23 protein-coding genes are annotated in these 24,577 nt (G+C 45.1%); 8 read left to right on the forward strand and 15 right to left on the reverse strand.

The annotated features are described in order from the left end of the window. Positions 1–3 precede the first annotated feature (3 nt). From hisD to hisIE, 7 genes are read left to right on the forward strand one after another with little or no spacing between them, the layout of a single operon-like run. Positions 4–1,308 carry a histidinol dehydrogenase gene (gene hisD, locus BFV63_RS14155; RefSeq protein ID WP_048240502.1) on the forward strand — a complete coding sequence of 435 codons (1,305 nt, stop codon included), beginning with the start codon at positions 4–6 and terminating at the stop codon, positions 1,306–1,308. Then, complete coding sequence (gene hisC / locus BFV63_RS14160) at positions 1,305–2,366, forward strand: histidinol-phosphate transaminase (RefSeq protein ID WP_048240501.1); 1,062 nt, start codon at positions 1,305–1,307, stop codon at positions 2,364–2,366. Before hisD ends, hisC begins: the two co-directional genes overlap by 4 nt. Beyond that, positions 2,363–3,430 carry a bifunctional histidinol-phosphatase/imidazoleglycerol-phosphate dehydratase HisB gene (gene hisB / locus BFV63_RS14165; protein WP_003859487.1) on the forward strand — a complete coding sequence of 356 codons (1,068 nt, stop codon included), beginning with the start codon at positions 2,363–2,365 and terminating at the stop codon, positions 3,428–3,430. Before hisC ends, hisB begins: the two co-directional genes overlap by 4 nt. After that, positions 3,430–4,020 carry an imidazole glycerol phosphate synthase subunit HisH gene (hisH, locus tag BFV63_RS14170; protein WP_032609636.1) on the forward strand — a complete coding sequence of 197 codons (591 nt, stop codon included), beginning with the start codon at positions 3,430–3,432 and terminating at the stop codon, positions 4,018–4,020. The genes hisB and hisH overlap by 1 nt, the downstream gene beginning before the upstream one ends. Beyond that, on the forward strand, positions 4,020–4,757 hold the full coding sequence (gene hisA, locus BFV63_RS14175) for a 1-(5-phosphoribosyl)-5-[(5-phosphoribosylamino)methylideneamino]imidazole-4-carboxamide isomerase (protein WP_048240500.1): 738 nt from the start codon (positions 4,020–4,022) through the stop codon (positions 4,755–4,757). Before hisH ends, hisA begins: the two co-directional genes overlap by 1 nt. After that, positions 4,739–5,515 carry an imidazole glycerol phosphate synthase subunit HisF gene (gene hisF, locus BFV63_RS14180; RefSeq protein WP_003859481.1) on the forward strand — a complete coding sequence of 259 codons (777 nt, stop codon included), beginning with the start codon at positions 4,739–4,741 and terminating at the stop codon, positions 5,513–5,515. Before hisA ends, hisF begins: the two co-directional genes overlap by 19 nt. Next, entirely contained in the window at positions 5,509–6,120 is a 612-nt protein-coding gene (gene hisIE / locus BFV63_RS14185; RefSeq protein ID WP_048240499.1) for a bifunctional phosphoribosyl-AMP cyclohydrolase/phosphoribosyl-ATP diphosphatase HisIE, read from the forward strand. Before hisF ends, hisIE begins: the two co-directional genes overlap by 7 nt. 38 nt (positions 6,121–6,158) lie before the next feature. Here the strand turns inward: hisIE and wzzB are convergent, their stop codons facing one another. Then, positions 6,159–7,139: an LPS O-antigen chain length determinant protein WzzB gene (gene wzzB, locus BFV63_RS14190; protein WP_045897100.1), complete on the reverse strand. Its 981-nt coding sequence runs from the start codon at positions 7,137–7,139 to the stop codon at positions 6,159–6,161. A 193-nt stretch (positions 7,140–7,332) separates the two neighbouring features. Here wzzB and BFV63_RS14195 point away from each other — a divergent pair, with 193 nt between their 5' ends. Then, complete coding sequence (locus BFV63_RS14195; protein WP_048240498.1) at positions 7,333–8,337, forward strand: NAD-dependent epimerase; 1,005 nt, start codon at positions 7,333–7,335, stop codon at positions 8,335–8,337. Positions 8,338–8,386: 49 nt separating this feature from the next. Here BFV63_RS14195 and ugd read toward each other — a convergent pair whose 3' ends face one another. From ugd to wcaM, 14 genes are all read right to left on the reverse strand, one after another. Next, positions 8,387–9,553 carry a UDP-glucose 6-dehydrogenase gene (gene ugd, locus BFV63_RS14200; RefSeq protein ID WP_003859477.1) on the reverse strand — a complete coding sequence of 389 codons (1,167 nt, stop codon included), beginning with the start codon at positions 9,551–9,553 and terminating at the stop codon, positions 8,387–8,389. Positions 9,554–9,792: 239 nt separating this feature from the next. Further along, entirely contained in the window at positions 9,793–10,674 is an 882-nt protein-coding gene (rfbA, locus tag BFV63_RS14205; RefSeq protein ID WP_048240497.1) for a glucose-1-phosphate thymidylyltransferase RfbA, read from the reverse strand. Further along, the gene (rfbB, locus tag BFV63_RS14210) at positions 10,675–11,760 is read right to left on the reverse strand and encodes a dTDP-glucose 4,6-dehydratase (protein WP_048240496.1); all 1,086 of its coding nucleotides are present in this window, start codon (positions 11,758–11,760) and stop codon (positions 10,675–10,677) included. Between the two features lie 89 nt (positions 11,761–11,849). Next, the gene (gene gndA, locus BFV63_RS14215; protein WP_006811221.1) at positions 11,850–13,256 is read right to left on the reverse strand and encodes an NADP-dependent phosphogluconate dehydrogenase; all 1,407 of its coding nucleotides are present in this window, start codon (positions 13,254–13,256) and stop codon (positions 11,850–11,852) included. Positions 13,257–13,350: 94 nt separating this feature from the next. Further along, positions 13,351–14,364 (reverse strand): UDP-glucose 4-epimerase GalE, encoded by a 1,014-nt coding sequence (galE, locus tag BFV63_RS14220; protein ID WP_048240495.1) that lies wholly within the window; start codon positions 14,362–14,364, stop codon positions 13,351–13,353. Between the two features lie 22 nt (positions 14,365–14,386). Continuing rightward, positions 14,387–15,544 carry a glycosyltransferase family 4 protein gene (locus BFV63_RS14225; RefSeq protein ID WP_047728961.1) on the reverse strand — a complete coding sequence of 386 codons (1,158 nt, stop codon included), beginning with the start codon at positions 15,542–15,544 and terminating at the stop codon, positions 14,387–14,389. Next, a complete protein-coding gene (locus BFV63_RS14230; RefSeq protein WP_048240494.1) occupies positions 15,544–16,683 on the reverse strand; it encodes a glycosyltransferase family 4 protein in 1,140 nt (379 codons plus the stop codon). The genes BFV63_RS14225 and BFV63_RS14230 overlap by 1 nt, the downstream gene beginning before the upstream one ends. Continuing rightward, on the reverse strand, positions 16,680–17,222 hold the full coding sequence (locus BFV63_RS14235) for an acyltransferase (protein WP_053071050.1): 543 nt from the start codon (positions 17,220–17,222) through the stop codon (positions 16,680–16,682). The genes BFV63_RS14230 and BFV63_RS14235 overlap by 4 nt, the downstream gene beginning before the upstream one ends. Next, a complete protein-coding gene (locus tag BFV63_RS14240) occupies positions 17,212–18,273 on the reverse strand; it encodes a glycosyltransferase (protein ID WP_048240493.1) in 1,062 nt (353 codons plus the stop codon). Before BFV63_RS14240 ends, BFV63_RS14235 begins: the two co-directional genes overlap by 11 nt. A gap of 3 nt (positions 18,274–18,276) precedes the next feature. Continuing rightward, positions 18,277–19,458: an EpsG family protein gene (locus BFV63_RS14245; RefSeq protein ID WP_072059006.1), complete on the reverse strand. Its 1,182-nt coding sequence runs from the start codon at positions 19,456–19,458 to the stop codon at positions 18,277–18,279. 9 nt (positions 19,459–19,467) lie between these two features. Then, positions 19,468–20,400, reverse strand: coding sequence for a glycosyltransferase family 2 protein (locus tag BFV63_RS14250; protein ID WP_048240492.1), 933 nt, complete (start codon positions 20,398–20,400; stop codon positions 19,468–19,470). Next, complete coding sequence (locus tag BFV63_RS14255) at positions 20,390–21,823, reverse strand: lipopolysaccharide biosynthesis protein (RefSeq protein ID WP_048241819.1); 1,434 nt, start codon at positions 21,821–21,823, stop codon at positions 20,390–20,392. Before BFV63_RS14255 ends, BFV63_RS14250 begins: the two co-directional genes overlap by 11 nt. A gap of 291 nt (positions 21,824–22,114) precedes the next feature. After that, a complete protein-coding gene (gene galF / locus BFV63_RS14260) occupies positions 22,115–23,011 on the reverse strand; it encodes a GalU regulator GalF (protein ID WP_048240491.1) in 897 nt (298 codons plus the stop codon). 174 nt (positions 23,012–23,185) lie between these two features. Further along, positions 23,186–24,577, reverse strand: coding sequence for a colanic acid biosynthesis protein WcaM (gene wcaM, locus BFV63_RS14265; RefSeq protein ID WP_048240490.1), 1,392 nt, complete (start codon positions 24,575–24,577; stop codon positions 23,186–23,188).

Consider the following 24,577-nt stretch of genomic DNA (forward strand, 5'->3'; position numbering starts at 1 on the left):
ACCATGAGCTTTAACACAATCATCGACTGGAATACCTGTAGCGACGCGCAACAGCGCGAGCTGCTGATGCGCCCGGCAATTTCCGCTTCGGAGAGCATCACCCGCACCGTGGCGGAGATCCTCGATAACGTCAAAGCCCGCGGGGACGACGCGCTGCGCGAGTACAGCGCAAAGTTTGACAAGACGGAAGTCGGCGCTTTACAGGTTACCGAGCAGGAAATCATTGATGCCAGCAATCGTCTGGGTGATGACATCAAACAGGCGATGGCCGTCGCGGTGAAAAATATTGATACCTTCCACACCGCGCAGAAATTGCAGGCGGTGGATGTGGAAACCTTGCCCGGCGTGCGCTGCCAGCAGGTGACGCGCCCGGTGGCGTCCGTCGGCCTCTATATTCCCGGCGGCTCTGCCCCGCTGTTTTCGACCGTCCTGATGCTGGCCACCCCGGCACGTATTGCCGGTTGTCAGAAGGTGGTGCTCTGCTCTCCGCCACCGATCGCCGACGAGATCCTGTACGCGGCGAAGCTGTGCGGCGTGCAGGCGATCTATAAAGTGGGCGGTGCGCAGGCGATTTCCGCCCTGGCGTTCGGGACGGGATCCATTCCTAAGGTCGACAAAATCTTTGGTCCGGGCAATGCGTACGTAACCGAAGCGAAGCGTCAGGTCAGCCAGCGTCTGGACGGCGCGGCGATTGATATGCCTGCCGGTCCGTCTGAAGTGCTGGTGATTGCCGACAGCGGCGCTACACCAGATTTCGTGGCCTCTGACCTGCTCTCGCAGGCCGAGCACGGCCCTGACTCGCAGGTGATTTTACTGACGCCAGATGCCGACATGGCAAAACGCGTGGGCGACGCCGTTGAGCGTCAGCTGGCTGACCTGCCGCGTGCGGAAACGGCGCGTCAGGCGCTATTGGCCAGCCGCCTGATTGTGGCTCGCGATCTTGACCAGTGCATCGCCATCTCCAACCAGTACGGTCCTGAGCACCTGATTATTCAGACCCGTAACGCGCGCGATCTGGTCGACAGCATAACCAGCGCAGGCTCAGTGTTCCTCGGGGACTGGTCACCGGAATCCGCCGGGGATTACGCCTCCGGCACCAACCACGTGCTGCCCACGTATGGCTATACCTCAACCTGCTCCAGCCTGGGGCTGGCAGATTTCCAGAAGCGCATGACCGTGCAGGAACTCTCCCGCGAGGGATTTGCCTCGCTCGCGTCGACCATTGAAACCCTGGCCGCCGCCGAACGTCTGACTGCCCACAAAAATGCCGTGACGCTGCGCGTTGCCGCCCTGAAGGAGCAAGCATGAACATCGAAGAATTAGCCCGTGAAAATGTCCGTCGCCTGACGCCCTATCAGTCTGCGCGTCGTCTTGGCGGCAACGGCGACGTCTGGCTGAATGCCAACGAATACCCCACGCCGGTGGCCTTTGAGCTGTCGCAGCAGACGCTGAACCGCTACCCGGAGTGTCAGCCGAAAGCGGTGATCGAGAACTATGCGCAGTATACAGGCGTGAAGCCTGAGCAGGTGCTGGTCAGCCGCGGAGCGGATGAAGGGATTGAGCTGCTGATCCGCGCCTTCTGCGAGCCGGGTAAAGACGCGGTGATGTACTGCCAGCCCACCTATGGGATGTACAGCGTCAGCGCCGAAACCTTTGGCGTGGCCTGCCGCAACGTGCAGGCGCTGGACAACTGGCAGCTGGATTTGCAGGGCATCGCCGATAACCTCGACGGCGTGAAGGTGGTGTTTGTCTGTAGCCCGAACAACCCGACCGGGCAGATTATCAATCCGCAGGATATCCGTTCTCTGCTGGAAATGACGCGCGGCAAAGCGCTGGTCGTGGCCGACGAAGCCTACATTGAGTTCTGCCCACAGGCGACACTGGCAGGCTGGCTTGAAGAGTATCCGCATCTCGTTGTGCTGCGTACCCTTTCCAAAGCCTTCGCCCTCGCCGGCCTTCGCTGTGGATTTACGCTGGCGAATAAAGCGATTATCGACCTGCTGCTGAAAGTCATCGCCCCGTATCCGCTCTCAACGCCGGTTGCCGATATTGCGGCACAGGCGCTGGCCCCGCAGGGCATCAGCGCGATGCGCGAGCGTGTGGCGCAGATCCTGGAAGAGCGTCAGTATCTTGTCGATGCCCTGAAAACGATTCCGTGCGTGGAAGAGGTGTTCGACTCGGAAACCAACTACATCCTGGTGCGCTTCACCGCCTCAAGCGCGATATTTAAATCGTTGTGGGATCAGGGCATTATCTTACGAGACCAGAATAAACAACCTACCCTGAGCGGCTGCCTGCGTATTACCGTCGGCACCCGTGCAGAGAGCCAGCGCGTGATTGACGCCCTGAAAGCGGAGAAAGTATGAGTCAGAAGTATCTCTTTATCGATCGTGACGGCACCATCATCTCGGAGCCACCCAGCGATTTTCAGGTCGATCGTTTCGACAAGCTGGCGTTTGAACCCGACGTGATCCCGGTGCTGCTGAAGCTTCAGAAAGCAGGCTATAAGCTGGTGATGATCACCAACCAGGACGGTCTGGGCACCGACAGCTTCCCGCAGGCGGACTTTGACGGCCCGCACAACCTGATGATGCAGGTGCTGACCTCGCAGGGCATCGCCTTCGACGAGGTGCTGATCTGCCCGCATATGCCTGCCGACGAGTGCGACTGCCGCAAGCCAAAATTGAAGCTTGTTGAACGTTATCTGGCTGAAGAGGCGCTGGATAAAGCCAACAGCTATGTGATTGGCGATCGCGTCACGGATATCACGCTGGCGGAAAACATGGGCATTGCGGGTCTGCGCTATAACCGCGACACGCTAAACTGGGCGATGATTGGCGAGCAGCTCACCAGACGCGACCGCTATTCCCACGTTGAACGCAACACCAAAGAGACGCAGATCGACGTGAAGGTCTGGCTCGACCGCGAAGGCGGCAGCAAGATCCACACCGGCGTCGGTTTCTTTGACCACATGCTGGATCAAATCGCCACGCACGGCGGCTTCCGTATGGAGATCACGGTTAAGGGCGACCTGTATATCGACGATCACCACACCGTGGAAGATACCGGCCTGGCGCTGGGCGAAGCCCTGAAGCTGGCGCTCGGCGACAAGCGCGGCATCAACCGCTTCGGCTTTGTTCTGCCGATGGACGAGTGCCTGGCGCGCTGCGCGATGGATATCTCCGGACGTCCGCACCTGGAATATAAAGCTGACTTCACCTACCAGCGCGTGGGCGATCTCAGCACCGAGATGGTGGAACACTTCTTCCGCTCGCTTTCTTACACTATGGGCCTGACGCTGCACCTGAAAACCAAAGGCAAAAACGATCACCACCGCGTCGAGAGCCTGTTCAAAGCCTTTGGCCGTACCCTGCGCCAGGCGATCCGCGTGGAAGGTGACGCCCTGCCCTCGTCGAAAGGAGTGCTGTAATGAACGTGGTGATTCTGGACACCGGATGCGCCAATCTGAACTCCGTACAGTCGGCGATTATGCGCCACGGCTACGAGCCGTTGGTGAGCCGCGACCCGGACGTGGTGCTGCGCGCAGATAAACTCTTTCTGCCGGGGGTTGGCACCGCCCAGGCGGCGATGGATCAGATCCATGAGCGCGAGCTGGTAGATCTCATCAAAGCCTGTACTCAACCGGTGCTGGGCATTTGCCTCGGGATGCAGCTGCTTGGCCGCCGCAGCGAAGAGAGCAACGGTGTCGATCTGCTGGGCATTATAGAAGAAGACGTGCCGAAAATGACCGACCACGGCCTGCCGCTGCCGCACATGGGCTGGAACCGCGTTTATCCGAAAGCGGGCAACAGGCTGTTCCAGGGTATTGAAGACGGCGCGTACTTCTATTTCGTCCACAGCTACGCCATGCCCGTGAATACCTACACCATCGCCCAGTGCAATTACGGCGAGGCGTTCACCGCCGCCGTGCAGAAAGATAACTTTTACGGCGTGCAGTTTCACCCGGAACGCTCCGGTGCCGCCGGTGCGCAACTGCTGAAAAATTTCCTGGAGATGTGATGATAATTCCCGCTTTAGATTTAATTGACGGCACGGTTGTTCGTCTCCACCAGGGCGATTACGGGCAGCAGCGCGACTACGGCAACGACCCGCTGCCGCGGTTACAGGCTTACGCCGCCGAGGGCGCTGAGGTGTTGCATCTGGTCGATCTGACCGGCGCGAAAGATCCGGCGAAGCGCCAGATCCCGCTGCTTAAAACACTGGTGGCTGGCGTGGACGTCCCGGTGCAGGTGGGCGGCGGCGTGCGTACGGAAGCCGATGTTGCCGCCTTACTGGACGCGGGCGTGGCGCGCGTGGTGGTCGGTTCGACCGCTGTGAAAGATCCTGAGACGGTCAAGGGCTGGTTCCGCCGCTTCGGTGCGGATGCGCTGGTGCTGGCGCTGGATGTACGCATTAACGAGCAGGGTAATAAGCAGGTCGCGGTCAGCGGCTGGCAGGAAAACTCCGGCGTAACGCTGGAAGAGCTGGTCGGGATGTATCTCCCCGTAGGGCTGAAGCACGTCCTGTGCACGGATATTTCACGCGATGGTACGCTCGCAGGCTCTAACGTCTCGCTGTATGAAGAGGTTTGCGCGCGTTATCCGCAGGTGGCGTTCCAGTCCTCTGGCGGTATTGGCGACCTGGCGGATATCGCCGCTCTGCGCGGAACCGGTGTACGCGGCGTGATCGTGGGTCGCGCGCTGCTGGAAGGCAAATTTACGGTGAAGGAGGCGATTCAATGCTGGCAAAACGGATAATTCCCTGCCTGGACGTGCGTGATGGTCAGGTTGTAAAAGGCGTGCAGTTCCGCAACCACGAGATCATTGGCGACATCGTTCCGCTGGCAAAACGCTATGCCGAAGAAGGCGCAGACGAACTGGTATTTTACGATATCACCGCCTCCAGCGATGGCCGCGTGGTGGACAAAAGCTGGGTGGCGCGCGTGGCAGAGGTGATTGATATTCCCTTCTGTGTAGCGGGCGGGATTAAATCTGCTGACGATGCGGCGAAAATTCTCTCTTTCGGTGCGGACAAAATTTCGATTAACTCCCCTGCGCTTGCAGATCCGGAGCTGATTACGCGTCTGGCGGACCGCTTTGGCGTACAGTGCATTGTCGTGGGGATCGACACCTGGTTTGATACCGCGACGGGCAAATATCACGTTAACCAGTACACCGGCGATGAAAGCCGCACGCGCGTCACCCAATGGGAGACGCTGGACTGGGTGCAGGAAGTTCAAAAACGCGGTGCAGGTGAAATCGTGCTGAACATGATGAACCAGGACGGCGTTCGTAACGGTTACGACCTCGAGCAGCTGAAAAAAGTGCGCGCGGTCTGCCAGGTTCCGCTGATTGCCTCCGGCGGTGCAGGCACCATGGAACACTTCCTTGAAGCCTTCCGCGATGCGAACGTGGACGGCGCGCTGGCCGCTTCCGTGTTCCACAAACAGATTATCAATATTGGTGAGTTAAAAACGTACCTGGCCGACCAGGGCGTGGAGATCAGGGTATGTTAACAGAGCAACAACAGGCGCAGCTGGACTGGGAAAAAACTGACGGATTACTGCCGGTGGTTGTACAGCATGCCGTTTCAGGCGAAGTGCTGATGCTGGGATACATGAACCAGCAGGCACTGGCAAAAACGATCGATACCGGCAAGGTGACGTTTTTCTCGCGCACCAAACAGCGCCTGTGGACGAAAGGGGAAACCTCGGGCCACTTCCTGAACGTGGTCAGCATTACGCCAGACTGCGACAACGACACCCTGCTGGTGCTGGTCAACCCGATTGGGCCGACCTGTCACAAAGGCACCAGCAGCTGCTTCGGTGAGGCGAGCCACCAGTGGCTGTTTCTCTATCAGCTGGAACAGCTGCTGGCAGAACGTAAATCAGCGGATCCTGAGAGCTCATACACGGCGAAGCTGTACGCCAGCGGCACCAAACGTATTGCGCAGAAAGTGGGTGAGGAAGGCGTTGAAACGGCGCTGGCGGCCACCGTGCATGACCGTGAGGAGCTGACGAACGAAGCGTCTGATTTGATGTATCACCTGCTGGTGCTGCTTCAGGATCAGGAGCTGGATTTAACGACGGTGATTGAGAATTTGCGGAAACGGCATAAATAAAAAAGACCGGGGAAACCCGGTCTTTTTTTGTGTGTAAATCAGGCTCTTGGTTTGTAGTTTCTCAGCGCGTTACGGCCGAGGACGACAGCAGAACCGATGATCCCGCCGAGGAGAACGGCAAGGATGAGGGTGATGGCCTTTTTAGGGCTGTCACGTCGGATAGGCAGATTAGGTTTCATAACGTAACGATAGACGTGAATGGTGTCTGGGTTAACGTTGAGGTTCTGAATATCAAGTAAGTTTTGTTTGGTCTGGTAGTAAGCGCCTGAGAAGACCAGCGGACGTGACGCTTCGTTATCAATCATTGACTTGAGCGCTACGGTACCCAGCAGGAACATGGTTTCCTGAGTGACATCCTGCGTTTGCTGGAGCTGTGGAGTACTAATATTAGCTGCTTCCGCATTCTTGTAAGCTTCAGAGATCTGTTTGATACGCAGATCTTTCTGCTCCTGTGCCACTTTCTCCTGGTTTTGAAGCGAGTCGTTCAGGGTTGTGATCTGCTGCTTGAGGTTATCTCTGAGGTCAAGCGTCAGTTCTTTAGCCGTCTGCTCATCAACCTGCTGAATATACTGAGCTAATTGCTTTTGAGCTGCATCAGCGGATTCGCCCTGATAGCTTACGGTTAAAGGTAAACTTTGCCCTTTTACGGTAGGCTCAATAGTCAGTTTTTCCGGATCTTCCTGATTCTCCAGCGCCTGAGCTAATGCCGAGAAGGAAGAATTAAAACGACCAATAGCACGATTCTGAATATCCAGCATGGATGGAGCTGCCCCACCATAGAGGATATTCAACGCATTGGAATAAGTGGCGATTTGTGCCGCATCTGGCTGGGCTATGATGGCGGATGACGTCCATTTCTCTTTAGCAACAGTGATGTAAACAACGGCAAGAACGATAAAAGCAGCAACGAATGCTCCAATTACCCACTTACCACGCCACAGCTGTAGCACTAAATCCAGTAAATCAATTTGCTCCGGGTCATTGTTGCGTGTGACCAGGCTATTGTTGTTTTGCGTCATACAATCCCTAACAGATGAAAAAGGGCAAAAATAATCTTGTTTCCTTAGTGTATCTGTTGCTGGCGATTTTTCTATAAGAATCCGATGAGTTATATCGGAAAGATGGGTTATGTATGTCGATTCCAACGCGTTATCATAGATGGACTTTGATGCCCAGTGGCATCAACAAGAACACAGACTAAATGAGGAAACTATGAAATTTCTGGTAACGGGCGCGGCGGGCTTTATCGGTTCTCATGTCAGCAAGCGCCTGCTTGATGCAGGGCATGAAGTTGTTGGGATTGATAATCTGAATGATTACTATGACCCTAACCTCAAGCTCGCTCGCCTCGAACTGCTCAAATCCGAGAGTTTCACCTTCCACAAGCTTGATTTAGCGGACCGCGAGGGCATGGCTGCGCTCTTCGCCAATGAGAAATTTGACCGCGTGATCCATCTTGCCGCCCAGGCGGGAGTGCGTTACTCGCTGGAAAACCCGCATGCCTACGCAGATGCAAACCTGGTAGGTCACCTGAACGTACTGGAAGGCTGTCGCCACAATAAGGTTCAGCACCTTCTGTATGCTTCATCCAGCTCTGTCTACGGCCTCAACCGTAAGATGCCGTTTTCTACTGACGACTCCGTGGATCATCCGGTATCCCTGTATGCGGCAACCAAAAAAGCTAACGAGCTGATGTCGCATACCTATTCGCATCTGTACAATCTGCCTACCACTGGCCTGCGCTTCTTTACCGTGTATGGCCCATGGGGCCGACCGGACATGGCGCTGTTCAAATTCACCAAAGCCATGATTGAAGGCAACAGCATCGACGTATACAACTACGGCAAGATGAAGCGCGACTTCACCTATATCGATGATATTGCGGAGGCGATTATCCGCCTACAGGACGTTATTCCTCAGGCCGATGCCGACTGGACGGTCGAAGCCGGTTCGCCAGCAACCAGCTCTGCCCCGTATCGCGTGTATAACATCGGTAACAGCTCACCTGTCGAACTGATGGATTACATCACCGCGCTTGAAGAGGCGCTGGGGAAAGAAGCGGTGAAAAATATGATGCCGATCCAGCCGGGGGACGTGCTGGAGACCAGTGCGGACACCAAAGCGCTGTATGACGTTATTGGGTTTAAACCACAAACCTCAGTCAAAGAAGGAGTGAAAAACTTCGTCGACTGGTACCGCAACTTCTATAACGTTTAAAAACAAAAAACCCGGCACAGTGCCGGGTTTTTTTATATCACGATTTTGATCAGTCGCTGCCGAACAAATCGCGGGTATAGACTTTATCTTTCACGTCCGCCAGCTCTTCCGCCATACGGTTGGAGATAATTACATCCGCTTCTTTCTTAAACGCATCCAGATCGCGGATCACACGCGAATGGAAGAACTCATCTTCCTGCATCGCCGGTTCATAAATAATGACCTGCACGCCCTTCGCCTTAATACGCTTCATGATCCCCTGAATGGAAGAAGCGCGGAAGTTATCGGAACCGCTCTTCATGATCAGGCGATACACGCCCACCACTTTTGGCTGACGAGCGAGAATAGAATCCGAGATGAAGTCTTTACGCGTGCGGTTGGCATCCACAATGGCAGAAATCAGGTTGTTCGGCACCGCCTGATAGTTAGCCAGCAGCTGCTTGGTGTCTTTTGGCAGACAGTAGCCGCCGTAACCGAATGACGGGTTGTTGTAGTGGTTACCGATACGCGGGTCAAGACACACGCCCTCGATGATCTGACGGGTGTTCAGACCTAAGCTCTCTGCGTAGCTGTCAAGTTCGTTGAAGTAAGCCACGCGCATCGCCAGATAGGTATTGGCGAAAAGCTTAATGGCCTCTGCCTCGGTGGAATCGGTGAACAGCACCGGAATATCTTTTTTGATTGCGCCTTCCTGAAGCAACGCAGCAAAACGCTCTGCGCGCTCGGAACGCTCGCCAATCACGATACGGGATGGGTGCAGGTTATCGTATAACGCCCTGCCCTCGCGGAGAAATTCCGGCGAGAAGAAGACATTATCAATACCCAACTCTTCTTTAATCGATTTGGTGAAACCCACTGGAATTGTCGACTTGATGATCATCACTGCGTTCGGGTTGATTGCCGTAACGTCTTTGATCACCGCTTCAACGGTTGAGGTATTGAAGTAGTTGGTTTTAGGATCGTAGTCGGTTGGGGTGGCGATGATGACGAAATCCGCATCGCGGTAAGCGTCTTCTTTGTCCGTGGTAGCGCGGAAGTTCAGCGGTTTAGTCGCGAGGTACTCTTCAATCTCTTTATCGACGATCGGGGACTTCTTCTGGTTAAGCATGTCCACTTTTGCCTGCACGATATCCAGCGCAACCACTTCATGGTTTTGTGCAATCAGAATACCGTTTGAGAGACCAACATAGCCTGTTCCGGAGATGGTTATTTTCATTTGTTTGACTTCTACACGTTTGAGTTTTTGATGACCATAACACAGTCACCACAATGATTAACTAAGCGTTTTTTATCGCTAACCTTCATTCGCTGTCAAGGTTTCAGGTTTTTTGAAAAATGTTTTTGCTCAACAAAAAGTTCTGTCGTTACACTAAGCAAAGTACCTGTTTTACAGCGACAATAAGACGTTAAAGGGCAGTCGATAGCAAGCAGAGGAAAACTGCTTACTTCGTCAAATCAGACTAATCCCTTGGTCAGATTCAGCAGATACTGACCATACCCTGTCTTTTTCAATGGGTCAGCGAGTACCCGAAGTTGTTCGGCATCAATAAAACCTCGTCGGAACGCAATCTCTTCAGGACATGAAACTTTTAGCCCCTGTCGCTCTTCAATTGTGGCGATAAAATTGCTTGCCTCGATCATACTCTGATGCGTTCCGGTATCCAGCCAGGCATAACCGCGTCTCATCATCGCGACAGACAATCGTCCCTGCTGCATATAGATGCGGTTGATGTCGGTAATTTCGAGTTCACCTCGCTCGGACGGCGTTAAACTTTTGGCCATCTCAATCACATCGTTGTCGTAAAAATAAAGACCGGTTATTGCGTAATTACTCTTGGGTTGCTGAGGCTTCTCCTCAAGACCAATTGCAGTACCGTCTTTATCAAACTCAACGACGCCATAGCGTTCCGGGTCGCTGACATGATAGGCGAATACGGTCGCACCCTCTTGCTGGCTTGCTGCGCCTTCAAGCAGTCTGGGGAGATCGTGTCCGTAAAAAATATTATCGCCTAATACCAGCGCACAATTATCCTCACCGATAAACTCTTCACCCAGAATAAAAGCTTGTGCCAGTCCATCAGGACTTGGTTGCACTTTATACTGGATATGCAATCCCCACTGGCTACCGTTTCCGAGCAGTTGTTCAAAACGCGGAGTGTCCTGAGGCGTGCTGATAATCAGAATATCTCGTATACCTGCCAGCATAAGCGTAGAGAGCGGATAATAGATCATTGGCTTATCGTAAATTGGCAACAATTGCTTACTTACGGCCATAGTCACGGGATAAAGACGTGTACCCGATCCGCCAGCTAATATAATCCCTTTACGTTTCGTCATTTACTTACGCTCCCCATAATTCTGCTCAATCCAGCTCTTATAGGCCCCGCTTTTCACATTCGAAACCCACTCCTGGTTATTCAAATACCATTCAACCGTTTTACGGATGCCGCTTTCAAAGGTTTCCAGAGGAGTCCATCCGAGCTCGTCGCTAATTTTATGAGCATCAATTGCATAACGTCTGTCGTGACCTGGTCGGTCCGCGACATAAGTAATTTGTGCGCGATAGGATGTTTCTTTCGGTACCATTTCATTGAGCAGATCACAAATTGTCTGAACGACTTCAATATTTTTCTTCTCGTTATGGCCGCCAATATTATAGGTTTCGCCCGGCTTACCCGTAGTCAGAACCGTATACAGTGCACGAGCATGATCTTCAACGTATAACCAGTCACGGATTTGATCGCCCTTACCGTAGATCGGCAATGGTTTATTATCCAGCGCATTAAGGATAACAAGAGGGATCAGCTTTTCAGGAAAGTGGTATGGGCCATAATTATTCGAACAATTTGTCACAATCCCAGGTAAACCATAGGTGCGTATCCAGGCTCGAACTAAATGGTCGCTGGACGCTTTTGACGCTGAGTAAGGGCTGCTTGGCTGATACGCTGTTTTCTCGGTAAACAGCGGTAACGGGGTGGAGTCATAATGTTCATCGGGATGAGGCAGATCGCCGTAAACCTCATCAGTTGAAATGTGATGGAAACGGAAGGCGGATTTTGCTGCCTCGTCCAGTGAAGACCAGTAAGCACGGCTCGTTTCTAACAGGTTATACGTGCCAACAATATTGGTTTCAATAAACGCAGCGGGACCGGTAATAGAACGGTCGACATGGCTCTCGGCAGCCAGGTGCATTACCGCATCAGGCTGATGGGTAGCAAAAATACGCGCCATTGCCTCTTTATCACATATATCGGCATGCTCAAAAACATAGCGCTCGCTATCGCTTACTTCACGCAAGGATTCCAGATTACCGGCATAGGTCAATTTATCAACGTTAACAACGCTATCCCGAGTATTGCTAATAATATGTCGGATAACCGCGGAACCGATAAAACCGGCACCGCCAGTAACTAGAATTTTCACGCAATCTATTCCATTAAACAGTAGGTGGATCGGGTAAGATAAAAAAGCCCGGTATCGCTACCGGGCTTGATGGCATGGCTAACCGTATATTAATCCAGCCATTCGGTGTGGAACACACCTTCTTTATCCGTACGCTTATAGGTATGCGCACCGAAGTAGTCACGCTGTGCCTGAATCAGGTTCGCTGGCAGAACGGCAGCACGATAGCTGTCGTAGTACGCCACCGCAGCGGAGAAGGTTGGAACCGGGATACCATTCTGCACCGCGTACGCAACAACATCACGCAGCGCCTGCTGATATTCGTCAGCAATCTGCTTGAAGTAAGGCGCCAGCAGAAGGTTGGCGATACCCGCATTTTCAGCATAGGCATCGGTGATTTTTTGCAGGAACTGGGCGCGAATGATACAGCCGGCACGGAAGATCTTCGCAATCTCACCGTAGTTCAGATCCCAGTTGTTCTCGTCTGAAGCTGCACGCAGCTGAGAGAAGCCCTGCGCGTAAGAGACGATTTTACCCAGGTACAGTGCACGACGGACTTTTTCAACGAATTCAGCTTTGTCACCAGCGGGTTTAGCCTGAGGACCAGACAGCACCTTAGATGCCGCAACACGCTGCTCTTTCAGAGAAGAGATATAACGTGCAAATACGGATTCGGTGATCAGGGACAACGGCTCACCCAGATCCAGAGAGCTCTGGCTGGTCCATTTACCGGTACCTTTGTTCGCCGCTTCATCCAGAATCACATCGACCAGGTATTTACCCTCTTCATCTTTCTTGGTGAAGATATCTTTGGTGATGTCGATCAGATAGCTGTTCAGCTCGCCTTTGTTCCACTCGGTGAAGGTCTCTGCGAGCTCCTCGTTGGAGAGGTTCAGACCGCCCTTCAGCAGAGAGTAGGCTTCAGCAATCAGCTGCATGTCGCCATATTCAATGCCGTTGTGAACCATTTTCACGTAATGACCAGCGCCATCAGGACCGATATAGGTCACGCATGGCTCGCCGTCTTCAGCTACGGCTGCGATTTTAGTCAGAATAGGCGCAACCAGTTCGTACGCTTCTTTCTGACCGCCAGGCATGATGGATGGACCTTTCAGAGCGCCCTCTTCACCGCCGGATACGCCGGTACCAATGAAGTTGAAGCCTTCAGCAGACAGTTCACGGTTACGACGAATGGTGTCGTGGAAGAAGGTGTTGCCGCCATCGATAATGATGTCGCCTTTATCCAGATACGGTTTCAGTGAATCGATAGCAGCGTCGGTACCTGCGCCCGCTTTCACCATTAACAGGATACGACGAGGTGTTTCCAGAGACTCAACGAACTCTTTAACCGTATAGAAAGGAACCAGTTTTTTGCCTGGATTCTCAGCGATGACTTCTTCGGTCTTATCACGGGAGCGGTTGAAAACGGAGACGGTATAACCACGGCTTTCGATGTTGAGCGCCAGGTTGCGCCCCATCACTGCCATACCGACAACGCCGATCTGTTGCTTGGACATGCTTTACTCCTATGAAATTTGGTTATCATTAAGAACAACTGTAAATGCTTGAGATGATAACATATCAATAAATAATATGTTAATTAACAGTTTATTATTTCATACCATTAGGGTTTTTAACTTGAAAATTCCATGCGTCCTTCAACATTTCGTCTAGTGTTTTACATGCTCTCCATCCCAGCTCTTGTTGAGCAAGGGCTGGGGAGGACCAGCACTCGGCAATGTCGCCCTCACGTCGGTCAGTTATTATGTATGGAATTGATATACGGTTAATTTTCTCGAAAGTGTGAATAAGGTCGAGTACTGAATATCCTCTTCCAGTACCTAAATTATATATTTTGTATTTTTTTTGTTCTTTTATTCGTTTTAATGCAGCTATATGTCCTAAAGCAAGATCTTGAACATGAATGTAATCTCGCACACCAGTTCCGTCTTTAGTATTGTAGTCATCCCCAAAAACAAAGAGCTGCTCTCGTTTTCCTATAGCTACCTGAGTAATATATGGAAGGATATTGTTAGGTATGTCTTGTGGATCTTCTCCAATTAATCCACTAGGGTGAGCACCTACAGGATTGAAATATCTCAAAGAAGTTATATTCCATTCTGAATTAGAACGACATAAATCTTCTAATATATGTTCAACCATTAATTTAGTATAACCGTATGGGTTTTGGACTTCTCCTGTAGGTGAGGACTCCGTCAATGGTAGCGTTCTAGGATTTCCATAAACAGTTGCTGATGAACTAAATATTAGATCCCTAATCCCAAAATAATCCATAACCTTAACTAAATTTAGAGTACCAGTTATGTTATTGAGATAATACTTGATAGGTTTACCAACTGACTCACCTACTGATTTTAAAGCGCCTAAATGGATTACCTGATCAATATGATAGTTAGAAAAAAAAGATTTTAACTCATCAAAAGATAATAAATCCCCCTTGTAAAGGAAAGGTTTTCTACCGGTAATCTGATGTATCTTTTCTACAACAATTTCATTGGAATTCGAAAGATTATCAAATAAAAAAACATTATAACCCTTAAGTAGTAACTCCACTGCTATATGGCTACCAATATATCCAGCACCACCAGTAAGTAAAATATTCATAGGTCACCTTTATAATATTCTATTAATTAAGCAAACTTTCGTATAAAGATTCTATTTCCTTAATCCTTGATTGAATACAGTGATCTTTTTTAACTATATCCATAGCATTATGACTAATTCTCTTTCTTTCGTCCGCCAATGACATTAATTTTATTTTTGTTAGCAAACTATTCACCGAATCATTCTTAAACAATATACCGTTGATATTATCTTTGATTAAGGATTTGTTACCAGCTATATCAGAAGCGATACAAGGTAAACCCGCAGCTTGCGCCTCAAGTATGGCCAATGGCATACCTTCCCATTTTGAAGGTAAGATAAATACATCGCTTAAAGAAAGAATTTCAGCAATATCATTTCGCCATCCCAATAAAATAATTTTCCCAGCATTTATCTCTTTAGCCGCTAATTCCTCAATTTTAATTCTCAGATCACCATCGCCTACAAGTATAAAGACATCATTTGATTCAGAATTACATCGCAAATACTTTTGTGCCGCTTGAACTAACAAGAGTGGATTTTTTTGATCCCATAATCGACCAACCATTGTAAATATAAGTGAAGCGTGTTGGAGGTTGAAATTCGCCCTTAAAAGTTTTTTTTGTTTTTCTTCTACGGGGTGAAATTTATCTAAATCAACACCGTTAGGCAATATACAAATCTTTTCCTTAGGAACCTTCAGAATATTTATACATTTTTTTTTATCTTCGTTATGTAAACAAATAATTCTGTCACTAAAAAAAGCACTTACAAATTCTACAAACTTATATACGAAAGATATAGCTTTATTATTAGTACTTTCGAAAGAAAATCCATGTACTGTATGTATTACAATTGGTACACCAGCTAATTTTGCTGCAATTCGGCCAAGAACACCAGTCTTAGCAGAATGTGTGTGGACAATGTCTGCTTTAATGTATTTAAATAACGATAATAAATTAATAAAAGATTTAAAATCTTTGAATGGCGATATATTTCTTACAAGCGAGGGCACATAAAAACATTTAACACCAACTTTTTCGGACTCTTTGGTTAAATCGCCGGGCTCTTTGCAAATAAGAATTTTCTCATATCGATCACTATTCAATAATAGGAATTCTTGAAGGGATACCCGTTGTACTCCACTTAATAGCGGAAGCAATTGTACATGCACGATCTTTATCTTTTTACCAACTTTCATCAAGCTTTACCTAAGACTGAATTAATTATTTTCAAAAAATTATCAACATATTTATCATTATCGAATCGGTTATTAACAAAAGCATTGCGAGCTTGTTTTAAATTTTTCTTTTTAGTATATAGAGAAATTTTATTAACTGTAAAATCATCAAAATCATCTAGCCTCGAGTAAATAAAACCTAAATCATCCATTAATATAATATCTTTTATTCCATCAACCGGTCTTGCTATTACATACAATCCTGCCTGCAACGCTTCTATGACTGAACGTGGCAATCCTTCCCTCAATGAAGAAAAAATAAATACGTCATATTCTTCTAATTCATTAATAACATTATTACTATATCCTTTGATCTGTACTTTATCCTTTAATAAACAATCATCTGAAATTTTCTTTTCTAATGTTTTGTAATAATCGTAATCTTCAGGTTCATATGAACCGATAATATCTAATGTACATTTCGAATTTATTTTTTTATCAAGTCGTTTAAATACATTTAAAACTTCGATTTGGTTTTTACGAGCATTAATTGAACCAACAGTGACAAACTTAACTTCATTCAAGATACTTTCTTTGAGCTTAAGATCATGATTTGGAAATCCTGTAAGAAGCTTCTCGGTTTTAGTTCTTTTAGATAAATGTGTAGATTCTTGTAAATCTGAAGATATAAATATAACAGTAGAGAAGAAGTGCGATAGTATATAAACAATTTTTTTCTGTTCTTCACGAATGCGTATATACCATATCATCTTTCTTTGATAAATTATTATCAATGGCAATAGTAAAATACAGGTTCTAATATCATTAATACATATAACATCATATTTTTTTAACTGAAAAATGTACTTAAAAAGTATCTTGCACCATGTCAAGAATAATACACAAAGATACCATATTTTTTTTAAAAAGGTATTGTTAACCGATATAGAACGTAGTAGATAATAGTTTAAATCAAAGCAAAATATATTAAATCCTTTATAACTAGCCTCTTTAAGAAGGTCGCCTTGCGCAACTGACGCAATAACAACTTCTAAATTGCGTTCTTTAAGTTTTTCCGCTAAATTAAGCATGCTTTTCTGCGCGCCATAAAGAGAATTATAATAACTATCGATGAAGAGTATTTTTGTTTCTTTAATCATAATATTTTTATTTCCTTGTATTCGGAAATATGTTTTTGAATTAATATATTATTGCTTGGAATACTTTTCGTCACAATCGAACCAGCGCTAATAATGCAATTATCTCCAATCGTTACACCTCGCAAAATCAGCACATTACTACCAATCCATACATTATGCCCAATATTTACAGGGGAACAAATGAAGGAATCTCTTTTTTCAATATTTCCTTTACGATAGTCATGATCGTGATCATAAATTTTAACACTCTCACCTATTAAGACGTTATCCCCTATTGAAACACTTTGCTGACAATTAATTGAAACGTTATTATTAAAAAAAACTGACTTCCCTATTTTTATCTTTCCGCCTTTACAATTAATACACATACCTCTGCGAGCGCGAAACAGATCCTCTATAACAACCTCTCCTTCTTTTTCAATAGTTAATACGCCAAAAAAATGTGATTTTATAGGATTAACATACAGTCTCTTAAACAAAACCTTGTAAATAGTTGTATTTAAAATTTGCCCAAATTTACGGAAAGCTTTAATTAACATAATTTATTCCATATAATTTTTTAAAATAACACATGTCAATTTCGAGTGAGAATTTCATGTTATCAATTTGGCAATCACTAAGGTTATTCTCTTTGTATTCAAGTATAGCCAATTTCCAAGTATCCACATCAAGTTTGATAAAATGTGCTAAACCAATATTACATTCCTGTGTTACATTTTTTGATACTAAACATGGAATACGACATTTTTGAGCTTCAACAACACTCAGTGGTAATCCTTCCCATAATGAGGGCAATATAAATAAATCAGCATTAAGTAAAATCTCGTAACTTGGATCTTCAATAAATCCGGGAAAACTTATATTACTTATATTACGTCGAACGGCATCACTATGTATTTTTTCTAAACCGGCACCTAAGCAGTAAAATTGAATATCTTTATTTTCTAATAAACTTTCGGCCAGATCCAAGATAAAGGGATAATTCTTAGCCTCTGAATTACGTCCTATATGGTAAATTTTGTAGCTTGATCTTTTTTGCTTATCTTGCTCTTCTTTAGCGGTAAGTTTTTGGGGTTCTGGCACACCGCAGTGATGGATAAAGTAATTCTCGTCAAATAATGAATCGCCCGCTTTTTTTGATACAGCTATTCTATAATCGCTGAAGTACCTTATAAAAAACTTCATTATAGCTATATAGCATTTCCGCAACTTGCTAATCTTGAAATCAATACTTCTTCTATCTGAATGAGAATGCACAATTCTTATATTTTTAGAAAAGAATTTAGCAAGTGTTAAATAGATACCTGAAGAATAACCGGGATGGAAGTGTATAACGTCTGGCTCTATCCGTCTGATTAATTTCACAAAACTTGAAATTCTCCCAATAATTGAGTTTGAACTTGAAAAGAATATTTTTCCTCTTGGTAATTGTATTTGCGGGACTATTTTATCACGAGAACAATCCAATGAAAATATATAAAAATCAATTTCGTTTTTATTATTTAACTCATAGTTGATCATATTGCAAACCCATTTCTCTATACCACCTACGTCTAACGTCCCAACAATGTGAAGTACTCTACGCTTCATAACTTAAACCTTTATTAATTTTGATAAATCCAAAGTGCGATAAAAACAGAAAAGAAAAGGGTAGGTAATAAAAGCTATACTTGGGATTATCATATATCTAAAGCGATAAAATGCCCATATCGTTACTATAATTTGCAATATAAATAAAGTTAATAATAAAAACCTCTTAGGTAATAAGAACGTGCTTTCTTTTGAGATCAGATAAAATGTTGTTGTTAATATTGTCACATATTGATAACGCTCACTAATAACCCAGAATTGAAAAGTAATTATTGATATACATGAAATGAGAACAGCAGTTATAAAGATAATATTTTTCCGATTAGATATCAATAATATAAAGACTGAAAAAAAGAATGGCAATTGAGTAATAAACTGTGCAATTCTAGTATTTAAATCGAACTCCGCAGAACTACCCCAACGATCACCAACAATATAAATTTTATATATTTGATCAATGTAGGGAATGAATGATAATGATGAAATAATATTTTCAAGGATCGCAAGAACACCAACAAACCCAGATACCACTATGCATGCAATGAGGCATATCTTTAGCATCCGCTTGGAGAAAAATTTATTTAAAAAATTTATAACTATAATGATAAAAAGTAAAGGGGCTACAAAACTATGTACTAATGTTGAAATTATACCCCAAAGAATTGCTTTAAACATTTTTTTATTATAGGCATATTGCAATGCGTAAATAAATAGTGCACTTGACAACCCACTTCTTATTCCATTACTCAAAGATAAAAAGGATATAGTCAAAAACCACAGCAAATATAAATATATTCTAGTGCTATCTCGCAGTGATGCTGGTAAATTTCTTTTCAATGATGTCAATAAAAAAAAGTATCCAAAAAATGTGCTAAAAAACGGTACCCATTCTTTATTGAAGCCGAGATCTCCTAGTGCCTTCATATAAAAATAGAATAAAACATTAATCCCCTCATCAAAGATAAAATAATAGTTGATTCCTTTCAGCGCTTCAAATTTGTAATAATGAGTAGCTAAATCCATTGTTTCATAAGGAACCAGATTATAGGCTGTAATCCCTCCCATTAATGAGATTAAGAAAATACTAATAGATTCAATTCTAGCAAGTACAATAATAGAAGATAATGTACCCAGCATAGGATTTATTATAAATAATGTAAGAGTTAAAAATAAATTAGCGTTCACGGATTTTCCCTATATTTTATTTAGGGTGTGGCGTATATATACGATCATGCTCTTTATTATACATATGTATTTTGCTGCATCATATTTCGGAATTTTATATTTTATAAGGTAGCAATAAAATCTGTTAAATAAATTATTTTTAATAGCTTGCTCCCGCTTAAATTTAATAGTTTTACTATTTATATCGTTAACTTTTTTGTCATTTTCTTTAGTTTCTTTCAACTTAGATACTAGCCCAGAATCTATGAAATTACATGCTATTATTTTTCTGATAAGACTGTAATATTCTTTACTAGGTACCCAATCTGTAATTTGCCCTTCAGAAATTCGATACTGCGTAAGGGATTCAGATAAGTTTATCATTTCTCCAAACTTAATCATCCGTGTCCAAAGATAATAATCTTCACATATTCCTGATAATTCATTTGGGTATCCTCCAGCTCTTATAAATATATCTTTCCTAAACATAACCGAAGGATGGGCAAATAAATTTTGCCGTAATAATATTTTTGATGCGCTAAAGCGAAATACGTAGGGGAATGTCCTGCCAATAACAGCCCCTTTGGAGTTAATATAATCAACAGCTGTTCCTACCAGACATACTTGTGTATTACTTTTAAGGACATCATATTGTTTTTTAAATCGGTTTGGTAAAGCTACATCATCACCATCAATTCTAGCTACAAATGGAGCATTAGATTTAGAAATGCCATAATTTAAAGCGCAACTTATCCCACTATTTTCTTGGTAAAAATAACGTATGCGCGCATCATCATACTCAGTTATGATTTCAGCACTTCTATCTGTAGAACCATCATCCACGATGATAACTTCGAAATCTATATTTTCCTGAGCAAGAACAGAATCGATGGTTTTTTTTATTGTTGTTTCACAGTTATAAACTGGAATAACAACGGAAATCGAAGTAGTTCTATTTGTCATTGCGCTTTACCCAAAAATATATTGTTTTTACAGTATTTTTATCATACACATAATAAGTCATAAAATATACGCAACAACCGAATAGTAAACCTCCAAGCTTAAGAAATTCATTTGACAAATTATTGATTATTAGATGTGAAACAAAAAAAGAAACCAGCGATATTATAAAAGCCGGACTGATAATACTCAGCAATTTCATAAAAGTTGTATCTAAAAATTTATTTGTATAAATTGAATTTATATAAGTTGCAATAACGGAGTACAAAACCAACCCCCAACACATCCATTCTATACCAAATTTAATAGTAGCTATCATTAACAATGATATGAGTATTTTTTTAAATACTTCTAGTTTCAGGAAAAGATCTGATCTTCCGTATACATTAAGAACATTTAAACTTAGTGCATGAATAGGATAAAAACAATAACAGAAACATAATACGAAAATATAACGGGCAGTAATTATCCATTCTTTACCTAATATTATACTAACTATGTTTTCACTAAAAAAGGCCAACCCAAATATTAATGGAAAAAAAATAACAGTTGCGTACTTAACTGTTTCTTCGTATTGTTCGTTCAGCATTGTTCTATTATTCTTGATCTCACTAAAATAGCGATAAGTAACTCGTTGTATTATTGCCGAATATGTATTAGTTGGTAACAGAGTTAAATTTTTAGCTTGTGTAAAAAAACCAACTTGTGAAGTGTTGAAAAATTTGCCTATAACTAATTGGTACAAATTATCGAAAAATGTATTCAATAAAGATGCTACTAATAAATTGCCGCTAAATCTCGAAGTAGCATAAAAAAATCTTCTATTAAAAACTAGATTAGGAACCCATTTACATTTATAAAAATACATAATTGTTGATAATAATGAAAAAAGGATATTATTGAATACAATCGACCAAACTCCTCCTCCATTAATAGCTACAACAATACTACCAACACCACTAATTAACACTGATAAAAATGATATTTGTGATTGACTTTTGAAATCTAGATTGATCGTAAGTTTGGTTCTATGAACTATGCATAAGGCATTGATGATGATAACCAAACCTAAAACTTTTATTATCTTTTCTAATTGCGGTTCGTTGAAAAAATGACTAATTTCTTTTGCACTAAAGAAAATTACAATGTATAAAAACAATGCAGTCCCGAAGTTAAACCAAAAAATTGTTGAATACTGCTTTTGTGTATTGTTATTGCGCCTTATCAAAGCAGACGAAAAACCGCTGTCAACTAGTGTTTGTGAAACAGCTATAAAAATTGTTAACATACCAACTAAGCCATAAGCTTTAGGTCCTAAGATTCTCGCTAATACTAACAGGACTAATAACTGTGCAAATTGCGTTATAATGCGTTCAATTGCACTCCACTTAAATCCGGCTTTAAGATCATGCTGCTTTTCTTTCAAGTATTTACCTTTTCGAAACAAATGCTACCGCCCCTGGCTTAACAGCTACCAGTGCACTGAGCTAATGTTAATAGTGATTTTGGAATCTAAAAAGAGGAAAAGTTGGTGTTAATTGTCGTCCTAATTGCTTTAAGAAACAAGCACAAATCACCCTTCATTTGAATTTGATAACTTTATGTAACTGATAGAAAGCTAATATTACCTTAGGCGACAATAAAAAACGGCAATGATAATTTGTTTATGATAAACATAACCAAACAACATCTGCCGTTTATGCATTCGAGAGATAAATCAACCGTCAGCCAGCAACTTCTCAATCCGGCTTCTGAACTTCGCCCCTTCCTTCAGGTTACGCAGGCCATAGTTCACAAACGCCTGCATATATCCTATTTTCTTACCGCAGTCATAGCTGTCGCCGGTCATCAGCATGGCATCAACCGACTGCTTTTTCCCCAGCTCAGCAATCGCATCGGTCAGCTGAATACGCTCCCAGGCACCCGGCTTAGTTTTTTCCAGTTCGGCCCAGATATCCGCATTCAGCACATAACGGCCGACTGCCATCAGGTCAGAGTCCAGGGTCTGCGGCTGATCGGGTTTTTCGATAAACTCAACAATCCGGCTCACCTGCCCTTCTGTCTCCAGTGGCTCTTTAGTCTGAATAACAGAATACTCGGAGAGATCGCCCTTCATACGTTTCGCCAGCACCTGGCTGCGGCCCGTCTCATTGAAGCGAGCGACCATTGCCGCCAGGTTATAACGCAGCGGATCGGCGGAAGCGGTATCAATAATGATGTCCGGCAGAACCACGATGAACGGGTTATCGCCCACCACTGGCCGCGCGCAGAGGATTGAGTGGCCCAGACCCAGCGGCTGCGCCTGACGCACGTTCATGATGGTCACGCCAGGAGGACAGATAGACTGAACTTCTGCCAGAAGCTGACGCTTAACGCGCTGCTCAAGAAGCGCTTCGAGTTCATAAGAGGTGTCGAAGTGGTTCTCGACGGCGTTCTTAGAAGAGTGCGTCACCAGAACGATTTCTTTGATCCCCGCAGCAACAATCTCGTCGACGATGTACTGAATCATCGGCTTGTCAACGATCGGCAGCATCTCTTTAGGAATGGCCTTTGTGGCGGGCAACATGTGCATGCCCAAACCCGCTACCGGTATGACTGCTTTCAAATTAATCATTATTTCTTCCACCTTAAAATGGTTGACGAATTATAGCTTTTAAACCTGTTTTCGCCAGCATGTTTTACCGTAAATATGAAGTAATCTTAGGTCACCCCACCACAAATTACAGTAGTTGTAATCTGAATAGATCGCGATTCCATACCAGGAATAGTCGCAAAATAACCTTTATGATCACCTGTGCGGCAGCGCAAAATTCAACCGTTCCGTATTCACCACGTGTTGATCGACCCGATCAATATCCACCGAACTCTGCCCCTTTTCATTAACCGCTTTTATGTTCGCAAGCGACAACAGCGTCTCGTTTTTGGCCATAAACTTCCCGCGCACGTCTTTGCGCAAATCGAAGTTCATCTTCAAAGCCGGCCCCGTCGTTGACTCCTGCATCACGTTGATATTACGTAAGAAAAGGTGCTGGGGTTTGTTATGCAGCTCAAGCGTTGCCCGCTGCATCTCAACGTTGGTGATGGCAACAAACGACGTAGCATTGCCGGAGGAAATCTGTATCCCGCGCAGCTTATAGGCAAGCTGTCGGTTATCCAGGCGAATATCGTTAAGTTTGAAGTTTTGCGGTATCGACAGATAATCGCCCTTGATCACGCCATACCCGATTAACATTCCGGCGCTGTTCACCATATCGATATTATCGATAACGAAATTATCACAACCATAAATAGCTACCGTTGCGTTATCAATTCCGGCCTTTTTACTGAAGTCGGGAGTAATATTGCTGGCCTTGATATTACGGATCACAAAGTGTTTACCGTTTTCAACATGCACCAGCTGCCGACAGTTGCTGCCGGTGATATTCGCCACCACGAAGTTTTTAACGGTCTGCTGTTCCGGATAGTCATTGTCGTACGTGCTGCCAGCCAGCCCAATGCCTATGCCCCAGTTGATCTTGCCGTTTGTGCAGTTGATGTTATCGATCACGTGGTCAGAGATCAGGATGTTACGGTCGTTAATCGCCACGTTCCACTCAATCGCGTCACCCTGCAAATGACTGAATTTGCTGTTGGTAATGCGCGCACCATCCACCTGATTATGGAAACCCTGGCGCAGAATGGCGTAGTTGGCCTGGCTCACGGCAATGCGATCGATAAGCAGGTTACGCATCACTCTCGGCTTTTTACCGCCGATGTAGATCTGGGTGACGGGGCCGAAGCCGCTCATCGCCAGCCCTTTAATGACACAGTCGGAGCCACGCACGTCCAGCGTAATGTTATGCGTGCGCCCCTCTCCTTCCCCGATGACCTTGCAGCCTTCCTGGAGCACAAACCGCCCGCGGCCGTTGCCCTTCAGCGCACCGCGGATCAGCAGGGTTTTGCCATCAGGAATGAAAATGCCGGTATTGATGTTTTCACAGGTTAACCCGGCGGGAACAACAACGGTATCGCCCTCGGTAAATGCCTGCTTAAAGGCGGCGATCCAGTCGTTATTGTTGTAGCGATCGACAGAAACCGTCTTCCCGGTCGCCGCCCGCGCAGCGCGGGGCGACAGCAGCGGCATGGCAGCCAGGACGGATAAAGAAGAGACAAATCGGCGTCGGGTAATCTTTTTCAGCAT

This window comes from Enterobacter hormaechei subsp. xiangfangensis (assembly GCF_001729785.1).
GTDB classification, from domain to species: Bacteria; Pseudomonadota; Gammaproteobacteria; order Enterobacterales; family Enterobacteriaceae; genus Enterobacter; species Enterobacter hormaechei_C.

Coding starts and splice junctions, on each gene's coding strand:
- hisD (WP_048240502.1), top strand. CDS start 4: ATGAGCTTTAACACAATCATCGACTGGAATACCTGTAGCGACGCGCAA.
- hisC (WP_048240501.1), top strand. CDS start 1,305: ATGAACATCGAAGAATTAGCCCGTGAAAATGTCCGTCGCCTGACGCCC.
- hisB (WP_003859487.1), top strand. CDS start 2,363: ATGAGTCAGAAGTATCTCTTTATCGATCGTGACGGCACCATCATCTCG.
- hisH (WP_032609636.1), top strand. CDS start 3,430: ATGAACGTGGTGATTCTGGACACCGGATGCGCCAATCTGAACTCCGTA.
- hisA (WP_048240500.1), top strand. CDS start 4,020: ATGATAATTCCCGCTTTAGATTTAATTGACGGCACGGTTGTTCGTCTC.
- hisF (WP_003859481.1), top strand. CDS start 4,739: ATGCTGGCAAAACGGATAATTCCCTGCCTGGACGTGCGTGATGGTCAG.
- hisIE (WP_048240499.1), top strand. CDS start 5,509: ATGTTAACAGAGCAACAACAGGCGCAGCTGGACTGGGAAAAAACTGAC.
- wzzB (WP_045897100.1), bottom strand. CDS start 7,139: ATGACGCAAAACAACAATAGCCTGGTCACACGCAACAATGACCCGGAG.
- BFV63_RS14195 (WP_048240498.1), top strand. CDS start 7,333: ATGAAATTTCTGGTAACGGGCGCGGCGGGCTTTATCGGTTCTCATGTC.
- ugd (WP_003859477.1), bottom strand. CDS start 9,553: ATGAAAATAACCATCTCCGGAACAGGCTATGTTGGTCTCTCAAACGGT.
- rfbA (WP_048240497.1), bottom strand. CDS start 10,674: ATGACGAAACGTAAAGGGATTATATTAGCTGGCGGATCGGGTACACGT.
- gndA (WP_006811221.1), bottom strand. CDS start 13,256: ATGTCCAAGCAACAGATCGGCGTTGTCGGTATGGCAGTGATGGGGCGC.
- galE (WP_048240495.1), bottom strand. CDS start 14,364: ATGAATATTTTACTTACTGGTGGTGCTGGATATATTGGTAGCCATATA.
- BFV63_RS14225 (WP_047728961.1), bottom strand. CDS start 15,544: ATGAAAGTTGGTAAAAAGATAAAGATCGTGCATGTACAATTGCTTCCG.
- BFV63_RS14230 (WP_048240494.1), bottom strand. CDS start 16,683: ATGATTAAAGAAACAAAAATACTCTTCATCGATAGTTATTATAATTCT.
- BFV63_RS14235 (WP_053071050.1), bottom strand. CDS start 17,222: ATGTTAATTAAAGCTTTCCGTAAATTTGGGCAAATTTTAAATACAACT.
- BFV63_RS14240 (WP_048240493.1), bottom strand. CDS start 18,273: ATGAAGCGTAGAGTACTTCACATTGTTGGGACGTTAGACGTAGGTGGT.
- BFV63_RS14250 (WP_048240492.1), bottom strand. CDS start 20,400: ATGACAAATAGAACTACTTCGATTTCCGTTGTTATTCCAGTTTATAAC.
- galF (WP_048240491.1), bottom strand. CDS start 23,011: ATGATTAATTTGAAAGCAGTCATACCGGTAGCGGGTTTGGGCATGCAC.
- wcaM (WP_048240490.1), bottom strand. CDS start 24,577: ATGCTGAAAAAGATTACCCGACGCCGATTTGTCTCTTCTTTATCCGTC.